We start from the raw sequence: 21,540 nt of genomic DNA on the forward strand, positions 1-21,540 counted from the left end.
AAATAACCGGATGACTTCATCGGTTCTGCCGCAATTCAGCGATTTTTCCGCACGCCTGCTGCGGTGATCGCGACTGGCATCCCCCGCTGCGGGCAGGGCGATCGCGTATGGAGGGAGCGTGAGACCGGCGCGCGGCAACGTCGCCGTGCGAACGGATCCTCTGCCATCTGCGCAAACGAAAGCCCGGCCGTTCGGGCCGGGCTTGATCAGGCAAAAGCGACGGCGATGCGCCGAAGACGACGGTTCTACGCCGCGGTCCTCGCCTTGCCGTCCTGGATTGCGCGCCAGAGCTTCTCGGTGGTCAGCGGCATATCGAGATGCTTCACGCCGTAGTCGGACAGTGCGTCGATCACCGCGTTGATCACGGATGCCATCGAGCCGGCGCAGCCGGCTTCGCCGCAGCCCTTGGTGCCCAACGGGTTGGACTTCGCCGGCACCGGATGGTTGTCGACCGTCATCATCGGCACGTCGGAGGCGCGCGGCAGCGCGTAGTCCATCAGCGATCCCGTGATCGGCTGGCCGCTCTCGTCGTAGCGCAGGTGCTCCATCAGCGCCTGGCCGATGCCCTGCGCGACGCCGCCATGGAGCTGGCCGGCGACGATCATCGGGTTGATCACCGTGCCGAAGTCGTTGATCGCGGTGTAGGCGACGATCTGCGCGACGCCGGTGTCGGGCTCGATCTCGACCTCGCAGACATGGCAGCCGTTCGGAAACGTCGACTCGGTCGCGGTCGAATTGTGGTCGACGTCGAGCGAGGCCGGCACGCCCTCGGGCATCTTGCCCTCGCGCATGCGCCGCGCCAGCTCCATGATGTCGATGCTGCGGTCGGTGCCGGCGATGGTGAACTGGCCGCCCGCGAACTCGATATCGGCTTCCGAGGCCTCGAGCAGATGCGCCGCCGCCTGCTTGCCCTTGGCGATGACGAGCTGCGAGGACTCGACGATCGCCTGGCCGGTCGCGGTGATCGAGCGCGAGCCGCCGGTGCCGTTGCCGAAGCGAACGAGGTCGGAATCGCTCTGCTCCAGCCGGATCTTCTCGAAGGGCACGCCGAGCTGCGCCGACAGCACCTGCGAGAACGGGGTCGCGTGACCCTGGCCGTAATCGAGCGTGCCGGTGGTCAGCGTCACGCCGCCATCGGCGTCGAAGGTGATCTTGCCGAGCTCGCCCGACGGCGGCGCGGTCACCTCGAGATACGAGCCGACCGCGATGCCGCGCAGCTTGCCGTTCTTGCGGCTCTCGCGCTTGCGCCTGGCAAAGCCGGCGTAGTCCGAGACCTCCAGCGCCTTCTCGAACACCGCGGCGAAGTCGCCGGAATCATAGGTGACTCCGGACGCCGCCGGGAACGGCATCTGGCTCGGCTTGATGAAGTTGCGCTTGCGGATGGTGAGGCGGTCGATGCCCATCTCGCGCGCGGCGGTATCGATCAGCCGCTCCATGAAGTAGTTCGCCTCGGGCCGGCCGGCGCCGCGATAGGCGCCCATCAGGGTGACGTTGGTCAGCACCGTCTTGATGTCGACGCCGAGCAGCGGCGTCTTGTAGACGCTGGCGAGGTTCTTGCCGGTGTTGAGCGACAGCGGCAGCGGCGCCACGCCCATGATGTAGGCGCCGAGATTGCCGTAGCCGGACAGCCTGACAGCGAGGAACTTGCCGTCGGCGTCGAGCGCCAGCTCGCCATGGATGATCTGGTCGCGGCCCTGGCTGTCGGACAGGAAGGCGGTGGTACGCTCGTCGCGCCACTTCACCGGACGGCCCAGCGCCTTGGCCGCATGCAGGATGCAGACATATTCGGGATAGGAGACGTTCTTCATCCCGAAGGAGCCGCCGACATTGGTGGTGAGGATGCGGACCTTGTCCGGCGCGACGTTGAGGATCTTGGCGAGCGTTGCCTTGTTGCCGGAGACGCCCTGGGTCGGCACTTGCAAGGTGAAGCGCTCGGTCTTGCCGTCGAAGGCCGCCAGCGCAACGCGCGGCTCCATCGACACCACGGCGACGCGGGTGTTGACGATGTCGAGCTTGGTGACGTGCGCCGCCTTGGCGAAGGCCTCCTCGATCTTGGCGGTGTCGCCATAGTGGTAGTCGAGGGCGACGTTGTTCGGGATGTGGTCGTAGAGAAGCGGCGCGCCGGGCCTGGCGGCTTCCTCGGCATTGGTGACCGCGGGCAGGGGCTCGATATCGAGCTCGACCGCCTCGGCCGCATCGCGGGCCTGCGCGGCGGTTTCCGCCACGACGAAGGCGACGGGGTCGCCGACGAAGCGCACCTTGTCGGTCGCCAGCGCCGGGCGATTGGTCTGCAGCAGCGGTGAGCCGTCCCGGCCCTTCAGCGGCAGGCCGCAGGTGAACGGGCCATAGGCGGCCGCCGCGAGGTCGGCGCCGGTCCACACCCCGAGCACGCCGGGCATCGCCTTTGCGGCCGCGGTATCAATGCCCTTGATGATGCCGTGGGCATGGCTGGAGCGCACGATCCAGGCATGGGCCTGGCCGGGCAGGTTGAAATCGTCGGTATATTTGCCGTGGCCGCGCACCAGCGTGTCGTCCTCCTTGCGCCGGACCGGCTGCCCGACGCCGAATTTCTGCAGCGCGATCGCGTTTTCGAGGGAGGCCGGGGAGGTGTGATCTTGCATGGATGAGGACCCAACGGGCTGGATTGGTCGCAAATGCGGGCTGTTCCCAGATAGTGCAGCGCCCGCGACCGGACAACGGTTGATTAGGAATGGTGCATCACGCCTGACGGAGGGGCTGTTGCGCCGGCGCTATCCACTGATAATGTCTAGCGAAAGAGAACTTCCATCTGGGCCGGTCCGGCCAGCGGAAAGACATTTGAATGATCAATGACACGCGGCTGCGGGAGAGTCCCACGCCGCGCGGGAACCTGGAGCCCGGCTTGCGTCCGGGTCTGGACGTCGCGACGCCTTCCTGCGCCAGCAATGGCAGCAGCGTCTACGCGGCCCTGGACCTCGGAACCAACAATTGCCGGCTCCTGATCGCCTGTCCTTCGGGCGACAGCTTCCGCGTGGTCGACTCGTTCTCGCGCATCGTCCGGCTGGGCGAGGGCATCTCGACCACCGGCTGTATCAGCGATGCGGCGATGGATCGGGCCATCGCCGCCCTCAGCATCTGCCGGGACAAGATCCAATCCAAGAAGGCCAGCCGCCTGCGCCTGATCGCGACCGAGGCCTGCCGCGCCGCCGCCAATGCCGACGGGTTCCGCAGCCGGGTGGTGGCCGAGACCGGCATCGAGCTCGAGGTGATCGACCGTGAGACCGAGGCGACGCTGGCCGTCAAGGGCTGCGCGCCGCTGCTCGATCCGGGCGGGCGCGGGGCCATCCTGTTCGATATCGGCGGCGGCTCCAGCGAGCTGGTCAGGATCGAGCGCGATCCGGCCGACCGCAACGCCGAGCCGCGCATCAAGGCCTGGATGTCGATCCCGCTCGGCGTCGTGACCTTGGCCGAACGCTTCGGCGGTCGCGACGTGACGCCGGAGATCTATGCCGCCATGGTCGAGGCCGTGGCCGAGCATGTCGGGCCGTTCGCGGCCGAGAATGGCGGCGACCTCTCCGGCATGCATCTGCTCGGCACCTCCGGCACCGTGACGACGCTCGGCGGCATTCATCTGAACCTCGCGCGCTACGATCGGCGCCGGGTCGACGGCATCTGGATCAACGATGCCGACATCACGACGACGATCGCCAAGCTGCTGGCGATGAGCTACCAGGAGCGCGCCGAGAACAACTGCATCAGCATCGACCGCGCCGACCTCGTGCTGGCGGGCTGCGCCATTCTCGACGCGATTCGCCTGGCGTTTCCGCTGCCGCGGCTGCGCGTCGCCGATCGCGGCCTGCGCGAGGGCATGCTGGTCGAGATGATGCGCGAGGACGGCGCGCTCAGGACGGCGTAGCAAGAATTGACGACGTCATTCCGGTGCGGTCGGACGAAAGCAGCGAAGCTGCTTTCGTTTGGCGCGAACCCGGAATCTCGCTCCGCAACTTCTGGATTCCGGGTCCCGCCCTGACGGGCGGTCCCGGAATGACCTCAGAGATCAAGATGGCAAAAGACACCACTGGCCGCATGCATGTGCAGGTCAAGACCGGGGGCAAGCGCAAGCTGTCCTCGAAACTCTGGCTGGAGCGCCAGCTCAACGATCCCTATGTCATGAAGGCCAAGCGCGACGGCTACCGCTCGCGCGCGGCCTACAAGCTGCTCGAGATCGACGACAAGTATCATTTGCTGAAGCCCGGCATGACGGTGGTCGATCTCGGCGCTGCGCCCGGCGGCTGGAGCCAGATCGCGGCGCGTCGGGTCGGGGCCGAAGCCGGGAAGGGCAAGGTGATCGCGATCGATCTGCTGGAGATGGGCGAGATCCCCGGCGTCACCTTCACCCAGCTCGACTTCCATGCCCAGGATGCGCCGGAAAAGCTCCGCGCCATGCTCGGCGGGCGTGCCGACGTGGTGATGTCGGACATGGCGGCCAACACCACCGGCCATCGCAAGACCGACCAGCTGCGCATCGTCGGTCTCGTCGAACTTGCCGCGCATTTCGCCAGCGAGGTGCTCAAGCCGGGCGGCAGCTTTCTCGCCAAGACGTTCCAGAGCGGCGCCGATGCCGACTTGATGGCGCAGCTCAAGCGCGATTACGCCAGCGTCCGCCACGTCAAGCCGGCCGCGAGCCGGCAGGATTCGTCGGAGCGCTACGTGCTGGCGATGGGTTTCCGCGGCGGAGAGCAGGCCGACCTGTTGTAATGGCGTCATTGCGAGCGGCCCGCGCCGGCGATACAGAGCAGATGCAACACGGTCTCGGGAATCGGCTTGGGCCGACGAGACCCCTTCCGGAGGTCCCCGAATGCGTGTCCTGACCTGCAGCGCTGTCGCGGTCGCTTTGATGGTGGGCTCGGCCATATCGGCGCCGGCTCATGCCCAGGCCTACGATCCGCGCTATCCCGTGTGCATGAAGGTCTACGAAGGCGGCCGGTTTGGCGGTGGCGAGTGGATCGACTGCAGCTACACGTCGCTGCCGCAATGCCGCGCCACGGCGTCCGGCCGCGCGGCGATGTGCGACCTCAATCCATTCTACGCGCCGCCGGCACCGCCGCCGCGCGGCAAGCACCGGCGGCATCGCTGAAACATTTCATGACGCTGCGGCCGTTGCCGTGCCGCAATCGGACTGAAGATTCGCGACCTCCTCTTCATCGGGCTGCCGCCATGCCGCATCGTTTCATCGTTTCGCTTGTGATGCTTCTGCTGCTGGTGCCCGCGCTTGCGACGGCCGCTCCGTCGCACAAGCGCAAGGCTCATCGCTGGCAGGGCTATGGCTTCCTGCCGGGCTATAAGCAGCCGCCGAACAACAGCCTCCCGCTGTACGCGGACAAGGAAGCGATGCGCAACGGCCCGCCGCGCGGCAGCCGCCGCCACTGGTACATCGACGGCACCCCGAAATACATGCTCTACAACGGCGAGTGGCATTATTTCGGCCAGCCCGGCTTCTATCGCGGCCATTACAATGGCGGCAGCTTCGGCCCGTGCTGGACGCGGACGCCGGTGGGAATGGTCTGGACTTGCGGCTGAGCCCTCCAGGCCACTGAGCGGCAAAGTGCCTCGCGTAAAGGGGGTGCGCCATCCTGTCGCAGGGTAGCGCCTTGAATGCCCCCTTTGGGCCTGTAAGCTTTTGCTGTGTCTCGAGAATCCAAGAGCTGATCTGACCGGTCCGTGCGCAGTCGATCGTGCAGCCGTGCGCGTCTTGGTGCCGCATGATCGGGGTTGAGACGCGGATAGAGAAACGTGAGCCGCCGGGGCGGCCGTGGAGGGGTCCTTGAAGTCATTCTGTGCGCGCCTGTTCGGCGCAGCTGTTGCGTTGACGTTCCTGGCCGGTGCACCGGTCTCTGCCCAGCAATTGGAGCTGAAGGTGATGGCGCCGGCCGCGCCCGGCGGCGGCTGGGACCAGACCGCGCGGGCCATGCAGCAGGCCTTCGTGGCGTCGGGCGTGGCGCGCAGCGTCCAGGTGACCAACGTCGCCGGCGCCGGCGGCACCGTCGGCATCGCGCAGTTCGTCACCGGCGCCAAGGGCGACGGCAACCAGCTGATGGTGAACGGCTTCGTGATGGTCGGCGCGCTCGCCATGAACAAGTCGCCGGTGACGCTGGAGCAGGTGACGCCGATCGCGCGGCTGACCGAGGAGATCCAGGTCATCGTCGTGCCGGCCAACTCGCCGATCAATACGGCGCAGGACCTCGCCGCGGCGCTGAAGGCCGATATCGCCAAGGTCACCTTCGCCGGCGGCTCGGCCGGCGGCGTCGATCACGTGATGGCGGCGCTGTTCGCCGGCGCCGTCGGCGCCGACGCCAAGAAGGTCAACTACATCCCGTTCTCGGGCGGCGGCGAGTCGCTGGCGGCGATCCTCGGCGGCAAGGTCACGGCGGGCATTTCCGGCCTGTCGGAGTATGACGGGCAGATCAAGAGCGGCAAGCTGCGCGCGATCGGCGTGTCCTCGGAGAAGCGCATTCCCGGGGTCGACATCCCGACCTTCAAGGAGCAGGGCATCGACCTCGTGCTCGCGAATTGGCGCTCGGTGGTCGCGCCGCCCGGCATCACGCCGGAGCAGAAGAAGGTGCTCAGCGACGCCGTCGAGAAGATGGTGAAGTCGGATGCCTGGAAGGAGATCCTGAAGCAGAAGGGCTGGGACGACGCCTATCTTCCGGGGGATGCGTTCGCCGACTTCCTGAAAAAGGAGAACGTCCGTGTCACCGACGTGTTGAAGTCGGTCGGCCTCGTCAAGTCATGACGACGGAGCGCGCCGGCGCCGAGACACCCGCCTCGGGAGGCGTCGACAAGGCCGGCATCGTCATTGCGGCGCTGCTCGCGGCCGTTGCGCTCGTGCTGGTCTACGACGCCAATCAGATCCCGGCGACCACGATGTACGGCATGGGCCCGCAGGTCATGCCGGTCGTGATCGCGATCGGGCTCGGCATTCTTGCACTGGCCAATCTGATCGATGCCGTGAGAGGCAAGCTGCCGCCGCGCGAGAGCTCCGATCCGGTCGCGGTGCTGCTGATCCTCGCCGGCCTTGCGCTCTTGATCGCGATCATCGGCTTCGGTGGCGGCTTCATCCTGGCGACGACGACGCTGTTCGTGACGACGTCGGCCGCGTTCGGCCGGCGCGCCTTCGTCACCGATCTCGTCATCGGCGCCGTGCTGACGACCGTGATCTATCTCGCCTTCGACCGTCTCCTCACCCTGAGCCTTCCCGCCGGTCCGCTCGAAAGACTGCTCTGATGGACACCTTTGCCGCGCTCGCGCATGGGATGGCGATCGCCGTCCAGCCCATGAACCTGCTCTATGCGCTGGTCGGCGTGTTCCTCGGCACCGCCGTCGGGGTGCTGCCGGGCATCGGGCCGGCGCTCACGGTCGCCCTGCTGCTGCCGGTCACCTACAAGCTCGATCCCGGCGGTTCGCTGATCATGTTCGCCGGCATCTATTATGGCGGCATGTATGGCGGATCGACCACCGCGATCCTGATCAACACGCCCGGCGAGAGCGCCTCGATGGCGACCGCGCTCGAAGGCAACAAGATGGCCAAGTCCGGCCGCGGCGGCCCGGCGCTGGCGACCTCGGCGATCGGCTCCTTCGTCGCCGGCACCATCGCCACCATCGGTCTCGCCTTCCTGTCGCCTTACCTCGTCGACATCGCCGTGCGCTTCGGGCCGGAGGACTACTTCGCGCTGATGTGCGTCGCCTTCGTCACGGTGTCCGCGACCTTCGGCGATTCACCGATCCGCGGCCTCACCAGCCTGTTCATCGGGCTGACGCTCGGTCTCATCGGCATCGACAAGCTGACGGGGCAGGCGCGGCTCGCCTTCGGCGTGCCGGAACTGCTCGACGGTGTCGAGGTGACGACGTTGGCGGTCGGCCTGTTCGCAGTCGGCGAGGCGCTCTACGTCGCCTCGCGCCGTCACCATAGCGAGGAGAAGATCGAGGCCATCAAGGGCTCGCTGTGGATGACGCGCGAGGACTGGAAGCGGTCGTGGAAGCCGTGGCTGCGCGGCACGCTGTTCGGCTTTCCGATCGGCGCGCTGCCGGCGGGCGGCGCCGAGATTCCAACCTTCCTGTCCTATTCGGCCGAGCGGCGGCTGACCAAATATCCTGACCAGTTCGGCAAGGGCGCGATCGAAGGCGTCGCCGGCCCTGAGGCCGCCAACAACGCCTCTGCCGCGGGCACCTTGGTGCCGCTGCTGACCCTCGGCCTGCCCACCTCGGCGACCGCCGCGATGATGCTCGCCGGCTTCCAGCAATATGGCCTCAATCCGGGACCGCTGCTGTTTGCCGAGCGGCCCGATCTGGTCTGGGGCCTGATCGCGAGCCTGTTCATCGCCAACACGATGCTGCTCGTGCTCAACCTGCCGCTGGTCGGGCTGTGGGTGAAGCTGCTCGCGATCCCGACACCCTGGCTCTATGCTGGCGTCCTCGTGTTCGCGACCATGGGCACGATCGCGGCAAAGCCGTCGGTCGTGGAACTGTCGATGCTGGCCGGCTTCGGCGTGCTCGGATTCCTGATGCGCCGGTTCGATTTCCCGATTGCGCCGGTCGTGGTCGGGCTCATCCTCGGGCCGATCGCCGAGAGCCAGTTGCGGCGGGCGCTCGCGATCAGCCTCGGCGATCCCATGACCCTGCTGCAGTCGCCGATCTCTGCAACTCTTCTGGTCGTCGCGCTGATTGCGCTGATCGCGCCGTTCGTCTTGAAGGGACTCGGGCGCTTCAAGGCGAATGAGGATTGAGTGCGGCCCGCAAGCGGAAACCGCGCCATCGCAGTGCAACATAACGTGACCGGAGGGGGGCGCGGAGATCGGGCGCGGCGTGAAACGATGTGCCCGCGATCCGGTTTGGGTTGAGCCATCGAGACCGGGGCCTGGAACTCCGGATCAGCCGAGGAAGCGTCTTTCGGGGCGTGTCACCCCAAACCGAAAGAGACCCGATGACCGATCGCTTCGATGACGGTTTCAAGCCAGCCCCCGCGCAACGTCCCGCCGCTCCGAAGACCGCAACCCGTCCGCCGCGCCATCCCGTGATCCTCAGGGTGTCGGCGCTCGGCGTGGCCGGCATCCTCTCGACGCTGATGCTGACCGCGGTGGTGCCGCCGATCGTGGCCGACCAGTCCGATCGCGCCGTGGTCGATGCGCCGGTGATGCTGCTGACGTCCCCGATCGCGGGCCAGGTCGATTCGCTCACGGCCAAGCCGGGTGGCGAGGTTCGGTCCGGCGACCGCCTCGCAGAGATCACCAATCCGCGGCTCGACCGCACCACGCTCATCTCGCTGGAAGAAAAGGCGGGCGACGCGCGTCAGAAGCTGGACGCCACGCGTGCCAAGCATCAGTCTGATGTCGCTTATGTCAGCTCGCTCGATCAGGAGATCGCGAGCCAGGCCGGTCAGTTGAAGGCGCAGCTGCAGTCCCAGATCGAGGAGCTGCGTGCCCGCGTCGCGCAGTCGAACGCGCAGAGCAGCGAGAAGAAGGCCATCGTCGACCGCCAGAACCGCATGGTCGCGCGCGATGCCGCCAGCGTCGAGATGCTGAAGCCGACCGAGCAGCAATATGCGGCGGCGCTGCACGACACCGATGCGCAGACTGCCAAGCTGAACCAGAAGCTGGCGCAGCTGGAGGCGCTCGACGCCGGCGTCTATGTCGGCGAGGATCTGGTCGCGCTGAACATGCTCAGTCAGAAGCGCCGTGACATCGATCTCGATGCAAGGCGGATGGAGATCGAGGAGAAGCAGCAGGCCGCCGTGCTCGACGATCTCGAGGGATTGATCAAGTCGGAGCGCGCGCGGCTGGCGCGGCTCGCTGCCGCGGACGTGCTCTCGCCCGGTCCCGGCAAGGTGCTGGCGGTGGGCGCCGACACCGGACGCCACGTCAGCGCCGGCGATACGATCGCCTCGGTGGTCGATTGCGACAAACGCTTCGTGGTCGCGATCTTCTCCTATCGCCAGGGCGAAGCGATGAAGCCGGGCACCAAGGTGCGCATCGATGGCGGCGGGTTCCATAGCGGCATCGTCAGCGCCGTGCTGCCGAAGACGAGCGACAAGGTCGACGAGCGCTTTGCCGTGCCATTTCCACAGACCGAGCGGCGCGAGCTCTATGTCATGATCACGCCTGACGCTGCCGACGAGAAGCCGGCAGCGCAGCCGACCTCCGCGGCGACGCCGGCCTGCACGGTGGGGCAGTGGGTCACCGTGACGCGCGACAATGGCATCGTGCCGTCGATGTCGGTGACATGGCGCCGGCTCGGCCACCTCGTTGCGTCGCTGACCGATCTGGACCCGTCTGAGCCGGACGAAGCGACGCGCCGTGCCGGTGTCAGCAAGCTCGACTCCGCCTTGCGGTCGCAACCGGCGCAGCAGCCGGTCTTCGACGAGCAGTGGCTGCCGACGGCGCGCGCGGTCTCGGCACAATGAGGCTTCTCTCCATGACGATGGCGGTGATCGCTCTGCTCGGCGGAGCATCGCCGATGCGCGCCGAGACGTCGCTGTGTGCGGGACTGATGCAGGCCGTCGAGCCCGGCCTCGCCGGCCGTGACGCGGCGTTCATCCGCAGCTACGAGCCGGGTGCCGACGAGGAGGGGCTGCCGCTCGGCCTTTCGACGACGGCGTTCACCTATGACAACGCCCTGGCCGCCATCGCGCTGGTCGCATGCGGTCGCGTCGACGAGGGCCGCGTGATCGGCAACGCGCTGGTGCATGCCGGCGCTCATGATCGCAGCTTCGGCGATGGCCGCCTGCGTAACGCCTATCGCGCCGGTCCTGTCGGCCCCGGCGCGGCGCTGCTGCCGGGCTGGTGGGACGACCACAAGAAGATCTGGGGCGAGGACGCCGCGCAGGACGGCACCGCGACCGGCAACGTTGCCTGGGCAGCGTTGGCGCTGCTGACGCTGCATCAGGCGACCGGTGAGGAGGACTACTTGTCCGGCGCGCGGCGCCTGATGGACTGGATCATGGCCCACGCAACGAACGGCGCGGACGGCTTTAGCGGCGGTTATCACGGTTACGATCCGCAGCAGGTGCGCCTCAGCTGGATGTCGACCGAGCACAATGCCGATGTCTACGCCGTGGCCTCCTGGCTCTCTCGTATCACATCGGAGCCGCGCTATCGGGATGCCGCGCAGACGGCGCGCCGGCTGCTCGATCGCACGTTCCGCGGCGATCACTTCCTGCTCGGCACCAAGCCCGACGGCCACCTCGCCGACAGCAATCTGCTCGCGCTCGACGTCCAGCTCTGGCCGTGGATGGCGGTGACGGATGCGCCCGACTGGCGCAGGGCGCTGCGCTTTGCCGAAACTCATCTCGCCGTCGACGGCGGCTTCGACTTCAACGGCGATCGCGACGGCGTCTGGGTCGAGGGCACCGCGCAGGCGGCGCTGGCCTATCGCATGGTCGGGGACGCCGCTGCCAGCCAGCGGCTGCTTGCAGGATTGCGTGCCGACCGCACGGCAACGGGACTGCTGAACGCGACGCGCAACGCGCGCCTTACCACGGGGCTGTCGATCGATCCGACGGGCGCGACCACCATTCAGGACTTCTTCTACTACAAGCGTCCGCATCTCGGTGCCACTGCCTGGGCCGTGCTCGCCGAGACCGGCTGGAATCCTTTCACTGGCGCAAGGGTGCCCTGATGTTTCCGCTCCCCAGCAATGACGCCTCGGTGTTGACCACCGATCTCGGAGTCCTGCTCGGGCTCCTCGTGATGGCTCGCCTGCTCGATCCGACGCGCCGGCGCGACCGCCTGCTGTTCGGCGCTACCGCAGCGTCGTTCCTCCTGATCTACACGCTATGGCGCTGGCACGACACGCTGCCGGTGTTCGACCTGACCCTGCAGGCGCTGTGGCCGCGGCTGTTCATCACGCTCGAGATCGTGGCGATCTCCTACACGCTGATGTCGATCCTGATTCTGACCCGCAGCGTCGACCGCTCGGGACAGGCCGACGCCGCGCAGCGCGCGCTGGCGGCACGGGGCGAGCAGCCGGCCGTGGACGTCTTCATCTGCACCTATGACGAGCCCATGGAGATTGTCGAGCGCTCGATCCTGGCCGCGCTCGCGCTCGACCATCCCAACAAGACCGTCTGGGTGCTCGACGACACCCGGCGTGATCGGCTCCGCGCGTTCTGCGACGAGGTCGGCGCGCGCCATCTGACGCGGCCCGACAACAAGGGCGCCAAGGCCGGCAATCTCAACAACGCGCTTGCGGCGACGGCGCAGCTGTCGAACGCGCCGGTGATCCTGGTGCTCGATGCCGACTTCGCCCCGCGCCGTGACTTTCTCCAGCGCACGGTCGGCCTGCTGCTGTCCGAGCCCGATATCGCCGTCGTGCAGACGCCGCAATTCTACTACAACCCCGATCCGATCCAGCACAATCTGCTGTCATCAGGCCATTGGGTCGACGACCAGCGCTTCTTCTTCGACGTGTTCCAGCCGGCCAAGGATGCCTGGGGCTGCGCGTTCTGTGTCGGCACCTCCTTCGTCGTCCGCCGCGAGCGGCTCATGGAGATCGGCGGCTTCCCGCATGCGGCGATCTCCGAGGATCTCAATCTCACCTACACGCTGCTCAAGCGCGGCCATCGCACGGTCTGGCTGAACGAGCCGCTCAGCTTCGGCCTCTCGGCGGAAGGCGTGCCCGAATACATCACCCAGCGCGCCCGCTGGTGCCTCGGCACGATCCAGGTCGCGCTCTTGCGCGATGGCCCGCTGCGCAGCCGCGGCTACAGCTTCACCCAGCGCTGGCACTTCCTGCATGGCGTGCTCAACTGGGCCTGCAAGCCGTTCATGGTGCTGCTTCTGATCGCGCCGCCGATCTACTGGTTCGCCGGGCTGCCGGCGTTCGAGGCCGACTATCTGTCGTTCCTGCGCTACGGCGTGCCGGCGCTGCTCGGGACGATCATCTACATGGGCTGGATCTCGCGTTCCAAGACCCTGCCGCTGTTCATGGAAGCGACCCATGCAGTGACCTGCTTTGCCGTCACTGCCACCTTGCTCAGCGCGCTGGTCCGGCCGTTCGGCCGCCCCTTCAAGGTGACCGACAAGGGCGGCGACCGCTCCAAGCCGCGCGTCCATGGCAAGCTCGCCGCGATTTTCGGCGCGATCGCCGCGAGCTCGGCGGCGGCCATCGTCTGGGCGTTCGTGTCGCCGAATGCAGCCAGCGAGATCTCGTCGATCGACTACTTCAATCTGTTATGGGCCGGCATCGCGATGCTGATCGCCTTCATCGCGTTTCTCGTCTGCTTCGAGCTGCCGCGCGGCGAGGACCTGTTTCCGAGCGACGAGGCGGGCTGGCTGGCGCAGAACGGCGAGGTCGTGCCGTGCAAGATCGAGGCGCTGTCTCTGTCGTCGGCGCGCGTGGCCCGGTCGCGCGGCCGCGGAACGATGCGGCCAGGGGCGCTGCTGCCGGTGCATCTCGACGGCCTCGGATGGATCGAGGCCTCGGTGAGCGATGTTTCCAGGACGACGATGCACCTCCGCATGCACCCGACCGAGGCGCAGCGGCGCCAGTTGGTCGTCCGCCTGTTCAGCTCCTCTTGCGGCGTCATCACCGGCCGCGCCCGCCTGCGCGGGGCCCTCGCAGGGTTGGCGCGCCGCGGCTTCGTCGGTCGCTGACGTTCCGGATCCAGCGGTAGGGTGGGCAAAGCAGCCGCCGCAGGCGGCAGCGTGCCCACCGGCCGGGCGGGATGGCGAGCGTCTCCACCTCGTGCCCCGTTCCGGTCGCGAACCCGGCGGAGGCGCAGCCATCCGGCGGAAGCTTATCCGTTGGTTAAGACTAACGCGAGAATACCCCCGATGTCCTTGCAGGCGCCGACGGCGCTGCAAAGCCGGCTGCGATATGACTTGGGGCGCGCTGACTTCGCAGCATCGCGGACTGGACGCGGGCTGCGCGACAGAAGCAGGACATGTCGGGCATGGACGCTGGAACGCAGAGGGCAACGGCTGACACCGCGCGCACGGCGTGGATCGATTTCGCGCGTGGCCTTGGCGTCATCCTGGTGGTGTACGGTCATGTGCTTGGCGGCCTCGTGCGCTCGGGCATCTTCCCGGATGGAGCCGTCGCGCGCTGGATGGACTACACGCTCTATACGTTCCACATGCCGCTGTTCTTCTTCCTGGCCGGCTTGAACGTGCAGCACAGCTTGCGGCGCGGCGCGCGTTCCTTCCTCACCTCCAAGCTCTGGACCATCGCCTATCCCTACGTGCTGTGGTCGTTGATCCAAGGCGGGATCACGATGCTGCTGGCGCGGGATGCCAACATCCCGATCCATCCCAACGATCTCGCTGCGATCTGGTATCGTCCGGTCGCACAGTTCTGGTTCCTCTACGCGCTAATGATCTGCCATGTGATCGCGGTGCTGGTTCCGTCGCGGACGGTTTTGATCACGCTCGCGCTGGCCGGGCTCGGCGTGTTCCTCGCGCTGCCGATCCGGCCTGACCTCGCACTTACCCTGCATCATCTGCCGTTCTACGTTGCGGGCGTCTACGGCACCCGCGTGGTCGCGGAATGGCGGCCGTTCGGCTGGTCCTCTCCGGTCGTGATCGGGATCGCGTTTGCGGCCGCAGTGGCGCTGGGCGGCCAGCTGTCCGGCATGGACGCCAACGGGCTCGCCTCCCTGCCGGCCTGTGTGCTCGGCATCGCCGGCACGGTCGGGCTCTGCAAGCTGCTCGCGCCAACGCGCCATCGCTGGCTTGCGGCCGCGGGCGTGGCGTCGATGACGATCTATGTGCTGCACATCCTTGCCGGCTCGGGCGTGCGGATCATCATGCTGAAGCTGCACATCCCGCCATTGCCATGGGTCTACCTGCTGGCCGGAACGGTGGCCGGCGTGGTGCTTCCTCTGATCGCGCATGCCATCCTGCGGCGGCTCAATCTGCTGGCCGTCTTCGGGCTCGCACCACTGGCCTCCCGCAAGCCGCAGACTGCGGCGATCACGCCGCGCGTTGCAACGTCCGATCAGGCGCCGGCCTGATGCTGCCGCGCGGCGACGGTGCGCCGTGCTGCGCCGGCCGACTGGTCGAGCGGACAGGCCATGGCGACGAGCATCCAGAACAGCGCCGAGACCTCACCGGACGAGATGCTGGTCAGCGGCAGCTGAATCAAGAGCGCACTGATGGCGAGCGCGCCGAGCACGGCGCCCTCGCGCGTCGGCATCCGCCACGCGGCTCCGGTGGCGGCGAGCCCGACCCAGACATAGGCCGCGAGGCAGATCAGTCCGACAGGAATGCCCATCGTCACCCAGCTTGCGATGATCTGCCCGTCGATCGGCATCGCGCCGGCGACGCCGACGTCGGTAATGGTGAAGCCCGATCCCAGGACCATGCTGTTCGGCGCATTCCACAGCGTGACGAACTCATCCAGCCGCTCGCTGCCGCTGCTGTCCTGCGACACGCTGCCGAGCGATTCCAGACGGGAGGTGATGACCTCCGCGAACGGCGTGAACATGACGGTGACGATCACCGCGCCGACCAGTCCGACCGTGATCGATACGGCGCGACGCCGCGTCGCGGGGAACAGCATGCAGAACAGCACGCCCACCGCGAGCGTGATCCAGCTGGTACGATAGAGCGACAGCAACAGGCCGAGTGCTGCGGGCGCCATCGCCGCCATCGACAGCCATCCCGGGCGCAGGAAGCCCACCAGCAGCAGGCCGGTGGCCGTGAAGGTCGCGTAGCTGGCGGGGCCGTTCATCGTGCTGAACACGCGGACCATGTAGGGCAGCGGATAGCCGGCCGAGGTGATGCTGGCATTCACCATCCAGAACCGATCCCAGCCTTGCGGATCGACATATTGCCAGATGCCGTAGAGGCCGGTGACCGGCAGCACCAGCAGGAAGACACGCGTGATTGCATCGAGCAGGGCGCCGTCGGATCGCGACCGCTGCTGCAGGGCGATCGCATAGAGCACGGGCGCGGCCCATTTCATTCCGCCATTGGCGGCGTTGAACCAGTCGTTCTGGAATATCGACAGCGCGCCGCCGTACACGATGCAGGCGAGGACGATGAGGGGCGCCACGAGCCATGGATTGCCCGGCCTGTCCTTGTCCGAGGGCGAGAGCACCAGACTCGGAACTGGTGCGATGATGAACAGCAGCGGGCCGCTCAGCATGATGCCGGATGAATCGAATCCCGCGGAGATGTCGACCAGGCGGCGCACGAAGGGAGCGAAGGCGAACATCAGGATCGCCGACTGCACGTGGGCTGCGGGGCTGCGACGCCACGCGAACCAGCCGGCGACCGCGCAGCCGAGCACGAAAGCCGGCCTGACGATGCCGCCGAGTGCGGGCACGGCGAGCGCCGTCGCTGCCAGGAGAAGCGCGGACGGCCAACAGTTCATCGCCATCGCCGCGAGCGGCTGCGGGTCGATTCGGCTCTCTTTCATGAAGTCGGACTATAATGGAAAACCCCGGCTCCCGACGCACGTTCGAACGAGACCGTGCCGGCGAGCATGGCTGGGACAGCCGCATGGCTTGGAAAGTCAGAGGCCCGGCGCCCAAGGCGGCCGTCAACCGAGGCGACGAAAGAAATGATCCGAGCATGATGCGACGCGTAATCGTGGCCACTCTTGTCGCCGCGTGGTTGGCCGTCTCGTTGACTGCGACGGCAGGAGCCGCGGAGGTGCTGCCGGCACGCGACGTCTGCCAGCCGACCACCTCGGCCAAATCGCGCGACGGCAATTGCGTTCCCTGCGCCGTCGGACCCGTCTCGACCGCGCCAGGCTTCCTGGCACTGCTGGAGCAGGTGCGCACGCGGCGCGCCGCCTTTGCCGACATCGACCGTCGCATCGATGGCGCCAGCGGAGATCCGGAGGTGCAGAACCTGCTGCAGGGACGCAACCTGGCCCGTGCGCTGTACGGTTCTGATGCGGATTTCATCGCGGGCGGCAGCGCCTCGCGCTGTCTCCTGCCGGACAACGAGGCGGTGCGCGCCAGGGCGACGCCGATTGCCTGCGACGCGATTCCGCGCGAGGGGCTGGTGGTGCTTCTGACCGCGGGCCAGTCGAACATCTCCAACACCGGCGCGCCCGATCAGAGTGGCCGGCTCTATCAGCCGCACAACCGGTTCTACAATTTCGACCGCTTCGACGGCCGCTGCTACGTGGCGCGCAATCCCTTGCTGGGAACGCCGGGCGAGGGCGAGAACGTCGCCACGCGGCTGGGCGACGAATTGATCGATCGCGGGCTGGCGAAGACGATCCTGATCGCACCCGTTGCGATCGGCGGGACGTATATCGAGGAGTGGCGTGTCCGTGGCGGCAAGTATTTCGAGGTGCTGCTCGCGACCCTTGCCGGCCTGCGCGAGGCGGGTCTCGAGCCGAGCGCGGTGCTCTGGCATCAGGGCGAGTCCAACGCCTTCGCCTTCTCGACCAATGGCGCGGAGGACGGCACGCAATTGCAGGTCACCGCGAAGATGAAGGAGGCGGGACGGCTGTCCTACTTGCGGAACGATCTCGAGATCGTGGCCGGGCTGCGCGCGGCCGACGTGACCGCGCCGATCTTCGTCGCCACGGCGACGCTCTGCGGCAGCGTTCCCGACGAGATCATCCGGTCGGCGCAGACCGCCGTGCCGAACCCTGCGACCGGCGTCTATCCGGGGCCGGACACCGACCAGATCGGCCTTCCGCTGCGCCACGACAGCTGCCACATGAGCCACGCCGGCACCGAGCAGCACGCGCGGATGTGGGCCGATCGCCTGGCCGAATTCTGGAGGTCCGGCGCGCGGAGACCTTGACCGGAGAACCGTCCGCTACCCCAGCCGCTGATCCCGCGCATCCTGCGTGGTCTCGCTCGCCGACTTCCTGGCGGCCTTCTCCGCGCCCTTCTCGGCGCCCTTGCGACTGGCGATCGCGGCGACCTTGCGGCCCGAGATCTCGCTGCCGGCGTCATCCGGCATCTGCCAGAACAGGATCGACGACAGCGCCGACGTGATCGCGACGACGATGAAGGCGGGCGCAAAGGACGCCGCGGTGAGCTGGCTCGCGCCGTGCATCCACATCGTGGTCTCCACCGAGAACGCGCCGACCGCGACGCCGGCCGAGATCGCGAGCTGCTGGTTGACGCTGGTGAGCGTCGTGGCGCGGCTCATCTGGGCGGTCTCGACCTCGGCATAGGCGACGGTATTGATCGCGGTGAACTGCAACGAGCGGAAGAAGCCGCCGACCACGAGAATGATCAGGATCAGCAGCAGCGGCGTCGCCGGCGTGAACAGCGCGCAGGCGGCGAGGAAGACCGAGCTGACGACGGCATTGACCGTCATCAGATGGCGGAAGCCGAAGGCGCGGATGAGCCGCGCGGCCAGCGCCTTCATGCCCATTGCGCCGGCAGAGGAGCCGAAGGTGACGAGGCCGGACTGGAACGGCGACAGGCCGAAGCCGAGCTGCATCAGCAGCGGCAGCAGGAAGGGCAGGGCGCCGATGCCCAGGCGAAACATGAAGCCGCCGACGATCGAGGCGCGCAGGGTCGGCAGCCGCAGCAGCGAGAAATCGAGCACCGGCGAGTTGGTGCGCCAGGAGTGGCGGACGTAGAGCGTCATCGAGATCGCGCCGATCGCAACGAGACTCGCGACCACCGACCACGGCAGCAGGTTGAGACCGGCGACCGAGAGGCCGAAGGCGAGACCGGCGAGGCCGATGCCGGCCAGCACCATGCCAGTGAGGTCGAACGGCTCGGGATTGTCGCTCTTGATCGGATCGATGAAGCGCAGCGCCATGATGATGCCGACGATGCCGATCGGGATGTTGATCAGGAAGATCCAGTGCCAGGAGAAATAGGTGGTGATGAAGCCGCCGACCGGCGGTCCGATGACAGGACCGATCAGCGCGGGGATGGTGACCCAGGCCATCGCGCCGACCAGCGCGCTCTTGTCGACGGACCGCAACAGGACGAGACGTCCGACCGGCGTCATCATCGCGCCGCCCATGCCCTGCAGGATGCGCGCGAACACGAAGTTCTCGACGGAGTTGGCGAGCGCACAGCCGATCGAGCCGATCATGAACACCGCGACCGCGCTGGAGAACACCCGCCGCGCGCCAAACCGGTCGGCGGTCCAGCCGCTCGCCGGGATGAACACCGCCAGCGACAGCAGATAAGACGTGATGGCGAGCTTCAGCGTCAGCGGGCTGGTGCCGATGTCCCTGGCGATCGCCGGCAGCGAGGTCGCGATCACCGTGGAGTCCATGTTCTCCATGAACAGCGCGGTGGCGACGATCAGCGGAATGACGCGTTGCTTGTTCATCGAATCCTGGGAGGGGAAGGCGGGGCCGGCGCGGCGGCTTTAACACCCTGCGACGAACGGGGCCATTGCGCTGCCGGCATGGCCCCCCAAATGCAGCGCGACGCTGTCGCGTCCTATGGTTTGGGAGATGTGCCGATGATCTACCTGCTCGCCGCCCTGGTGCCGCCGCTGGGTCTGCTGCTCAACGGGCAGCCGTTCGCGGCCATCTTCAACCTGCTGCTGTGCGTGGTCTGCCTGGTGCTCGGCCTGTTCTTCCACGTGCTGCTGCTGGTGCCCTCGGCGCACGCCCTGATCGCCGTCCGCATGCGGCGCGAGGATCGGCGGCACCGCGAGGTGGTCGACGCCATCCGCCGCTATGGACCGCCGCCCGGCGCCTGGCGCTAGAGCCGCGGAACTTCTGCCCCGGAATCGGGGCGTCCGCGACCTTTTGTTGCGCATTTCGGACCTGATCAGGGCCGGTCTGGGCCGTTCTTCGCAATCGCGGGAGGATGGCGGATCGGCCCTTTGATTCGTCACAGGCCCATGCTATCGACCCGCGTCAACCCCACCGATGGGCACCGATTCGACGGCGAGGCATGGTCTCGACGGCGGCGCCGCTCATCCGTAACCGCATCGCGGCCGTTTTGGCCGCAGACAAGGAGTTGACGATGGCGACCGTCCAGACACTTCGCGAAGCCTTCACCTTCGACGACGTGCTCTTGAAGCCGGGCCTGTCCGATGTGCTGCCCTCCGAGGTCGACATCCGTTCGCGCGTGACGCGCGAGATCCCGCTCAACATTCCGATCATGGCGTCCGCCATGGATACCGTCACTGAGGCGCGCATGGCGATTGCGATGGCGCAGGCCGGCGGTGTCGGGGTGATCCACCGCAATTTCGACCCCGAGGGCCAGGCCGCCCAGGTGCGCCAGGTCAAGAAGTTCGAATCCGGCATGGTGGTCAACCCGCTGACGATCTCGCCGGAGGCGACGCTCGCCGACGCGCTGGCGCTGATGAAGGACTACGGCTTCTCCGGCATCCCGGTGGTCACCGGCGGGGGCAAGGGCATCCCCGGCAAGCTGGTCGGCATCCTCACCAACCGCGACGTGCGCTTCGCCACCGATCCGCGGCAGAAGATCTCCGAGCTGATGACGCATGAGAACCTCGTCACCGTGCGCGAGGGCGTCGGCCAGGACGAGGCCAAGAAGATCCTGCACAAGCACCGCATCGAGAAGCTGCTCGTCGTCGACGACCAGTACCGCTGCGTCGGCCTGATCACCGTGAAGGACATGGAGAAGGCGGTCGCGCATCCCTTGGCCTGCAAGGACGCGCAAGGCCGCCTGCGCGTCGCCGCGGCGACGACCGTGGGCGAGGGCGGCTTCGAGCGCACCGAGAAGCTGATCGAGGCCGGCGTCGACCTCGTCGTGGTCGACACCGCGCACGGCCATTCCTCGCGCGTGCTGGAAGCCGTCAACCGCATCAAGCGCATCTCCAACGCGGTGCAGGTGATCGCCGGCAACATCGCCACCCGCGACGGCGCGCAGGCGCTGATCGATGCCGGCGCCGACGCCGTCAAGGTCGGCATCGGCCCGGGCTCGATCTGCACCACCCGCATCGTCGCCGGCGTCGGCGTGCCGCAGCTCACCGCGATCATGGATGCGGTGGAAGCCGCCAAGAAGGCCGACGTGCCGGTCATCGCCGACGGCGGCATCAAGTTCTCCGGCGATCTCGCCAAGGCGCTGGCCGCCGGCGCCGACGTCGCCATGGTCGGCTCGCTGCTCGCCGGCACCGACGAGACGCCCGGCGAGGTGTTCCTGTGGCAGGGCCGCTCCTACAAGGCCTATCGCGGCATGGGCTCGGTCGGCGCGATGGCCCGCGGCTCGGCCGACCGCTACTTCCAGCAGGACATCAAGGACACCTTGAAGCTCGTGCCGGAAGGCATCGAGGGCCAGGTGCCGTATAAGGGTCCGGTCGGCAACGTCATGCACCAGCTCGCCGGCGGCCTGCGCGCCGCGATGGGCTATGTCGGCGCCAAGGATCTCGCCGAATTCCACGGCAAGGCCGAGTTCGTCCGCATCACCGGCGCGGGCTTGCGCGAAAGCCACGTCCACGACGTGACGATCACCCGCGAGAGCCCGAACTATCCGGGCGGGGTGTAAACAACCACCGCTCTCTCCGTCATTGCGAGGAGCGAAGCGACGACTTGTCCGCCATAGCCCGAAGGGCGACGGCGGAAGCAATCCAGGGGTTGCGCGCGCGGCCCTGGATTGCTTCGCTTCGCTCGCAATGACGGCTCCCGTGGGGTCGGCACCGAACGCCA

General features: G+C 67.4%; 17 protein-coding genes. 14 read left to right on the forward strand and 3 right to left on the reverse strand.

All coding sequences use genetic code 11. The features are described 5' to 3' along the window. Nucleotides 1-245: 245 nt before the first annotated feature. A complete protein-coding gene (locus tag QX010_RS25520; protein ID WP_316182639.1) occupies nucleotides 246-2,621 on the reverse strand; it encodes a xanthine dehydrogenase family protein molybdopterin-binding subunit in 2,376 nt (791 codons plus the stop codon). Between the two features lie 200 nt (nucleotides 2,622-2,821). Between QX010_RS25520 and QX010_RS25525 the strand changes: the two genes are divergently transcribed. The 11 genes from QX010_RS25525 (at nucleotide 2,822) to QX010_RS25575 (ending at nucleotide 14,983) form a co-directional block, all read left to right on the forward strand. Further along, nucleotides 2,822-3,895 carry a Ppx/GppA phosphatase family protein gene (locus tag QX010_RS25525; RefSeq protein ID WP_316182641.1) on the forward strand — a complete coding sequence of 358 codons (1,074 nt, stop codon included), beginning with the start codon at nucleotides 2,822-2,824 and terminating at the stop codon, nucleotides 3,893-3,895. Nucleotides 3,896-4,041: 146 nt separating this feature from the next. Beyond that, a complete protein-coding gene (locus QX010_RS25530) occupies nucleotides 4,042-4,737 on the forward strand; it encodes an RlmE family RNA methyltransferase (protein WP_316182643.1) in 696 nt (231 codons plus the stop codon). 100 nt (nucleotides 4,738-4,837) lie between these two features. Further along, nucleotides 4,838-5,116 (forward strand): DUF3551 domain-containing protein, encoded by a 279-nt coding sequence (locus QX010_RS25535; protein WP_315805047.1) that lies wholly within the window; start codon nucleotides 4,838-4,840, stop codon nucleotides 5,114-5,116. 80 nt (nucleotides 5,117-5,196) lie between these two features. Continuing rightward, entirely contained in the window at nucleotides 5,197-5,559 is a 363-nt protein-coding gene (locus QX010_RS25540; protein ID WP_316182646.1) for a hypothetical protein, read from the forward strand. A gap of 244 nt (nucleotides 5,560-5,803) precedes the next feature. Then, complete coding sequence (locus QX010_RS25545) at nucleotides 5,804-6,772, forward strand: Bug family tripartite tricarboxylate transporter substrate binding protein (RefSeq protein WP_316182647.1); 969 nt, start codon at nucleotides 5,804-5,806, stop codon at nucleotides 6,770-6,772. Continuing rightward, the gene (locus QX010_RS25550; RefSeq protein WP_315805045.1) at nucleotides 6,769-7,263 is read left to right on the forward strand and encodes a tripartite tricarboxylate transporter TctB family protein; all 495 of its coding nucleotides are present in this window, start codon (nucleotides 6,769-6,771) and stop codon (nucleotides 7,261-7,263) included. Before QX010_RS25545 ends, QX010_RS25550 begins: the two co-directional genes overlap by 4 nt. Then, nucleotides 7,263-8,762, forward strand: coding sequence for a tripartite tricarboxylate transporter permease (locus QX010_RS25555; RefSeq protein ID WP_316182649.1), 1,500 nt, complete (start codon nucleotides 7,263-7,265; stop codon nucleotides 8,760-8,762). The genes QX010_RS25550 and QX010_RS25555 overlap by 1 nt, the downstream gene beginning before the upstream one ends. Nucleotides 8,763-8,959: 197 nt before the next feature. Further along, nucleotides 8,960-10,435: an HlyD family secretion protein gene (locus QX010_RS25560; RefSeq protein WP_316182651.1), complete on the forward strand. Its 1,476-nt coding sequence runs from the start codon at nucleotides 8,960-8,962 to the stop codon at nucleotides 10,433-10,435. A gap of 11 nt (nucleotides 10,436-10,446) precedes the next feature. Beyond that, nucleotides 10,447-11,649, forward strand: a complete 1,203-nt coding sequence (locus QX010_RS25565; protein ID WP_410051983.1) for a hypothetical protein — start codon at nucleotides 10,447-10,449, stop codon at nucleotides 11,647-11,649. Then, nucleotides 11,649-13,625, forward strand: coding sequence for a cellulose synthase catalytic subunit (locus QX010_RS25570; RefSeq protein ID WP_316182655.1), 1,977 nt, complete (start codon nucleotides 11,649-11,651; stop codon nucleotides 13,623-13,625). The genes QX010_RS25565 and QX010_RS25570 overlap by 1 nt, the downstream gene beginning before the upstream one ends. 299 nt (nucleotides 13,626-13,924) lie before the next feature. Then, a complete protein-coding gene (locus QX010_RS25575) occupies nucleotides 13,925-14,983 on the forward strand; it encodes an acyltransferase (protein WP_316182656.1) in 1,059 nt (352 codons plus the stop codon). Here the strand turns inward: QX010_RS25575 and QX010_RS25580 are convergent. Continuing rightward, nucleotides 14,968-16,392: an O-antigen ligase domain-containing protein gene (locus QX010_RS25580; RefSeq protein ID WP_316182658.1), complete on the reverse strand. Its 1,425-nt coding sequence runs from the start codon at nucleotides 16,390-16,392 to the stop codon at nucleotides 14,968-14,970. The two genes, QX010_RS25575 and QX010_RS25580, sit on opposite strands and share 16 nt — an antisense overlap. Before the next feature lie 155 nt (nucleotides 16,393-16,547). On the opposite strand from QX010_RS25580, the gene QX010_RS25585 reads away from it, so the two are divergent. Beyond that, nucleotides 16,548-17,741 (forward strand): sialate O-acetylesterase, encoded by a 1,194-nt coding sequence (locus QX010_RS25585; protein WP_316182660.1) that lies wholly within the window; start codon nucleotides 16,548-16,550, stop codon nucleotides 17,739-17,741. 15 nt (nucleotides 17,742-17,756) lie between these two features. Here QX010_RS25585 and QX010_RS25590 read toward each other — a convergent pair whose 3' ends face one another. Then, nucleotides 17,757-19,244 carry an MDR family MFS transporter gene (locus QX010_RS25590; protein WP_316182661.1) on the reverse strand — a complete coding sequence of 496 codons (1,488 nt, stop codon included), beginning with the start codon at nucleotides 19,242-19,244 and terminating at the stop codon, nucleotides 17,757-17,759. 135 nt (nucleotides 19,245-19,379) lie between these two features. On the opposite strand from QX010_RS25590, the gene QX010_RS25595 reads away from it, so the two are divergent. After that, entirely contained in the window at nucleotides 19,380-19,628 is a 249-nt protein-coding gene (locus tag QX010_RS25595) for a hypothetical protein (RefSeq protein ID WP_316182662.1), read from the forward strand. Between the two features lie 263 nt (nucleotides 19,629-19,891). After that, complete coding sequence (guaB, locus tag QX010_RS25600; RefSeq protein WP_316182664.1) at nucleotides 19,892-21,379, forward strand: IMP dehydrogenase; 1,488 nt, start codon at nucleotides 19,892-19,894, stop codon at nucleotides 21,377-21,379. Nucleotides 21,380-21,540 lie beyond the last annotated feature (161 nt).

The sequence above is a fragment of the Bradyrhizobium sp. SZCCHNRI1009 genome, assembly GCF_032487575.1.
In the GTDB taxonomy this organism is placed as follows: Bacteria; Pseudomonadota; Alphaproteobacteria; order Rhizobiales; family Xanthobacteraceae; genus Bradyrhizobium.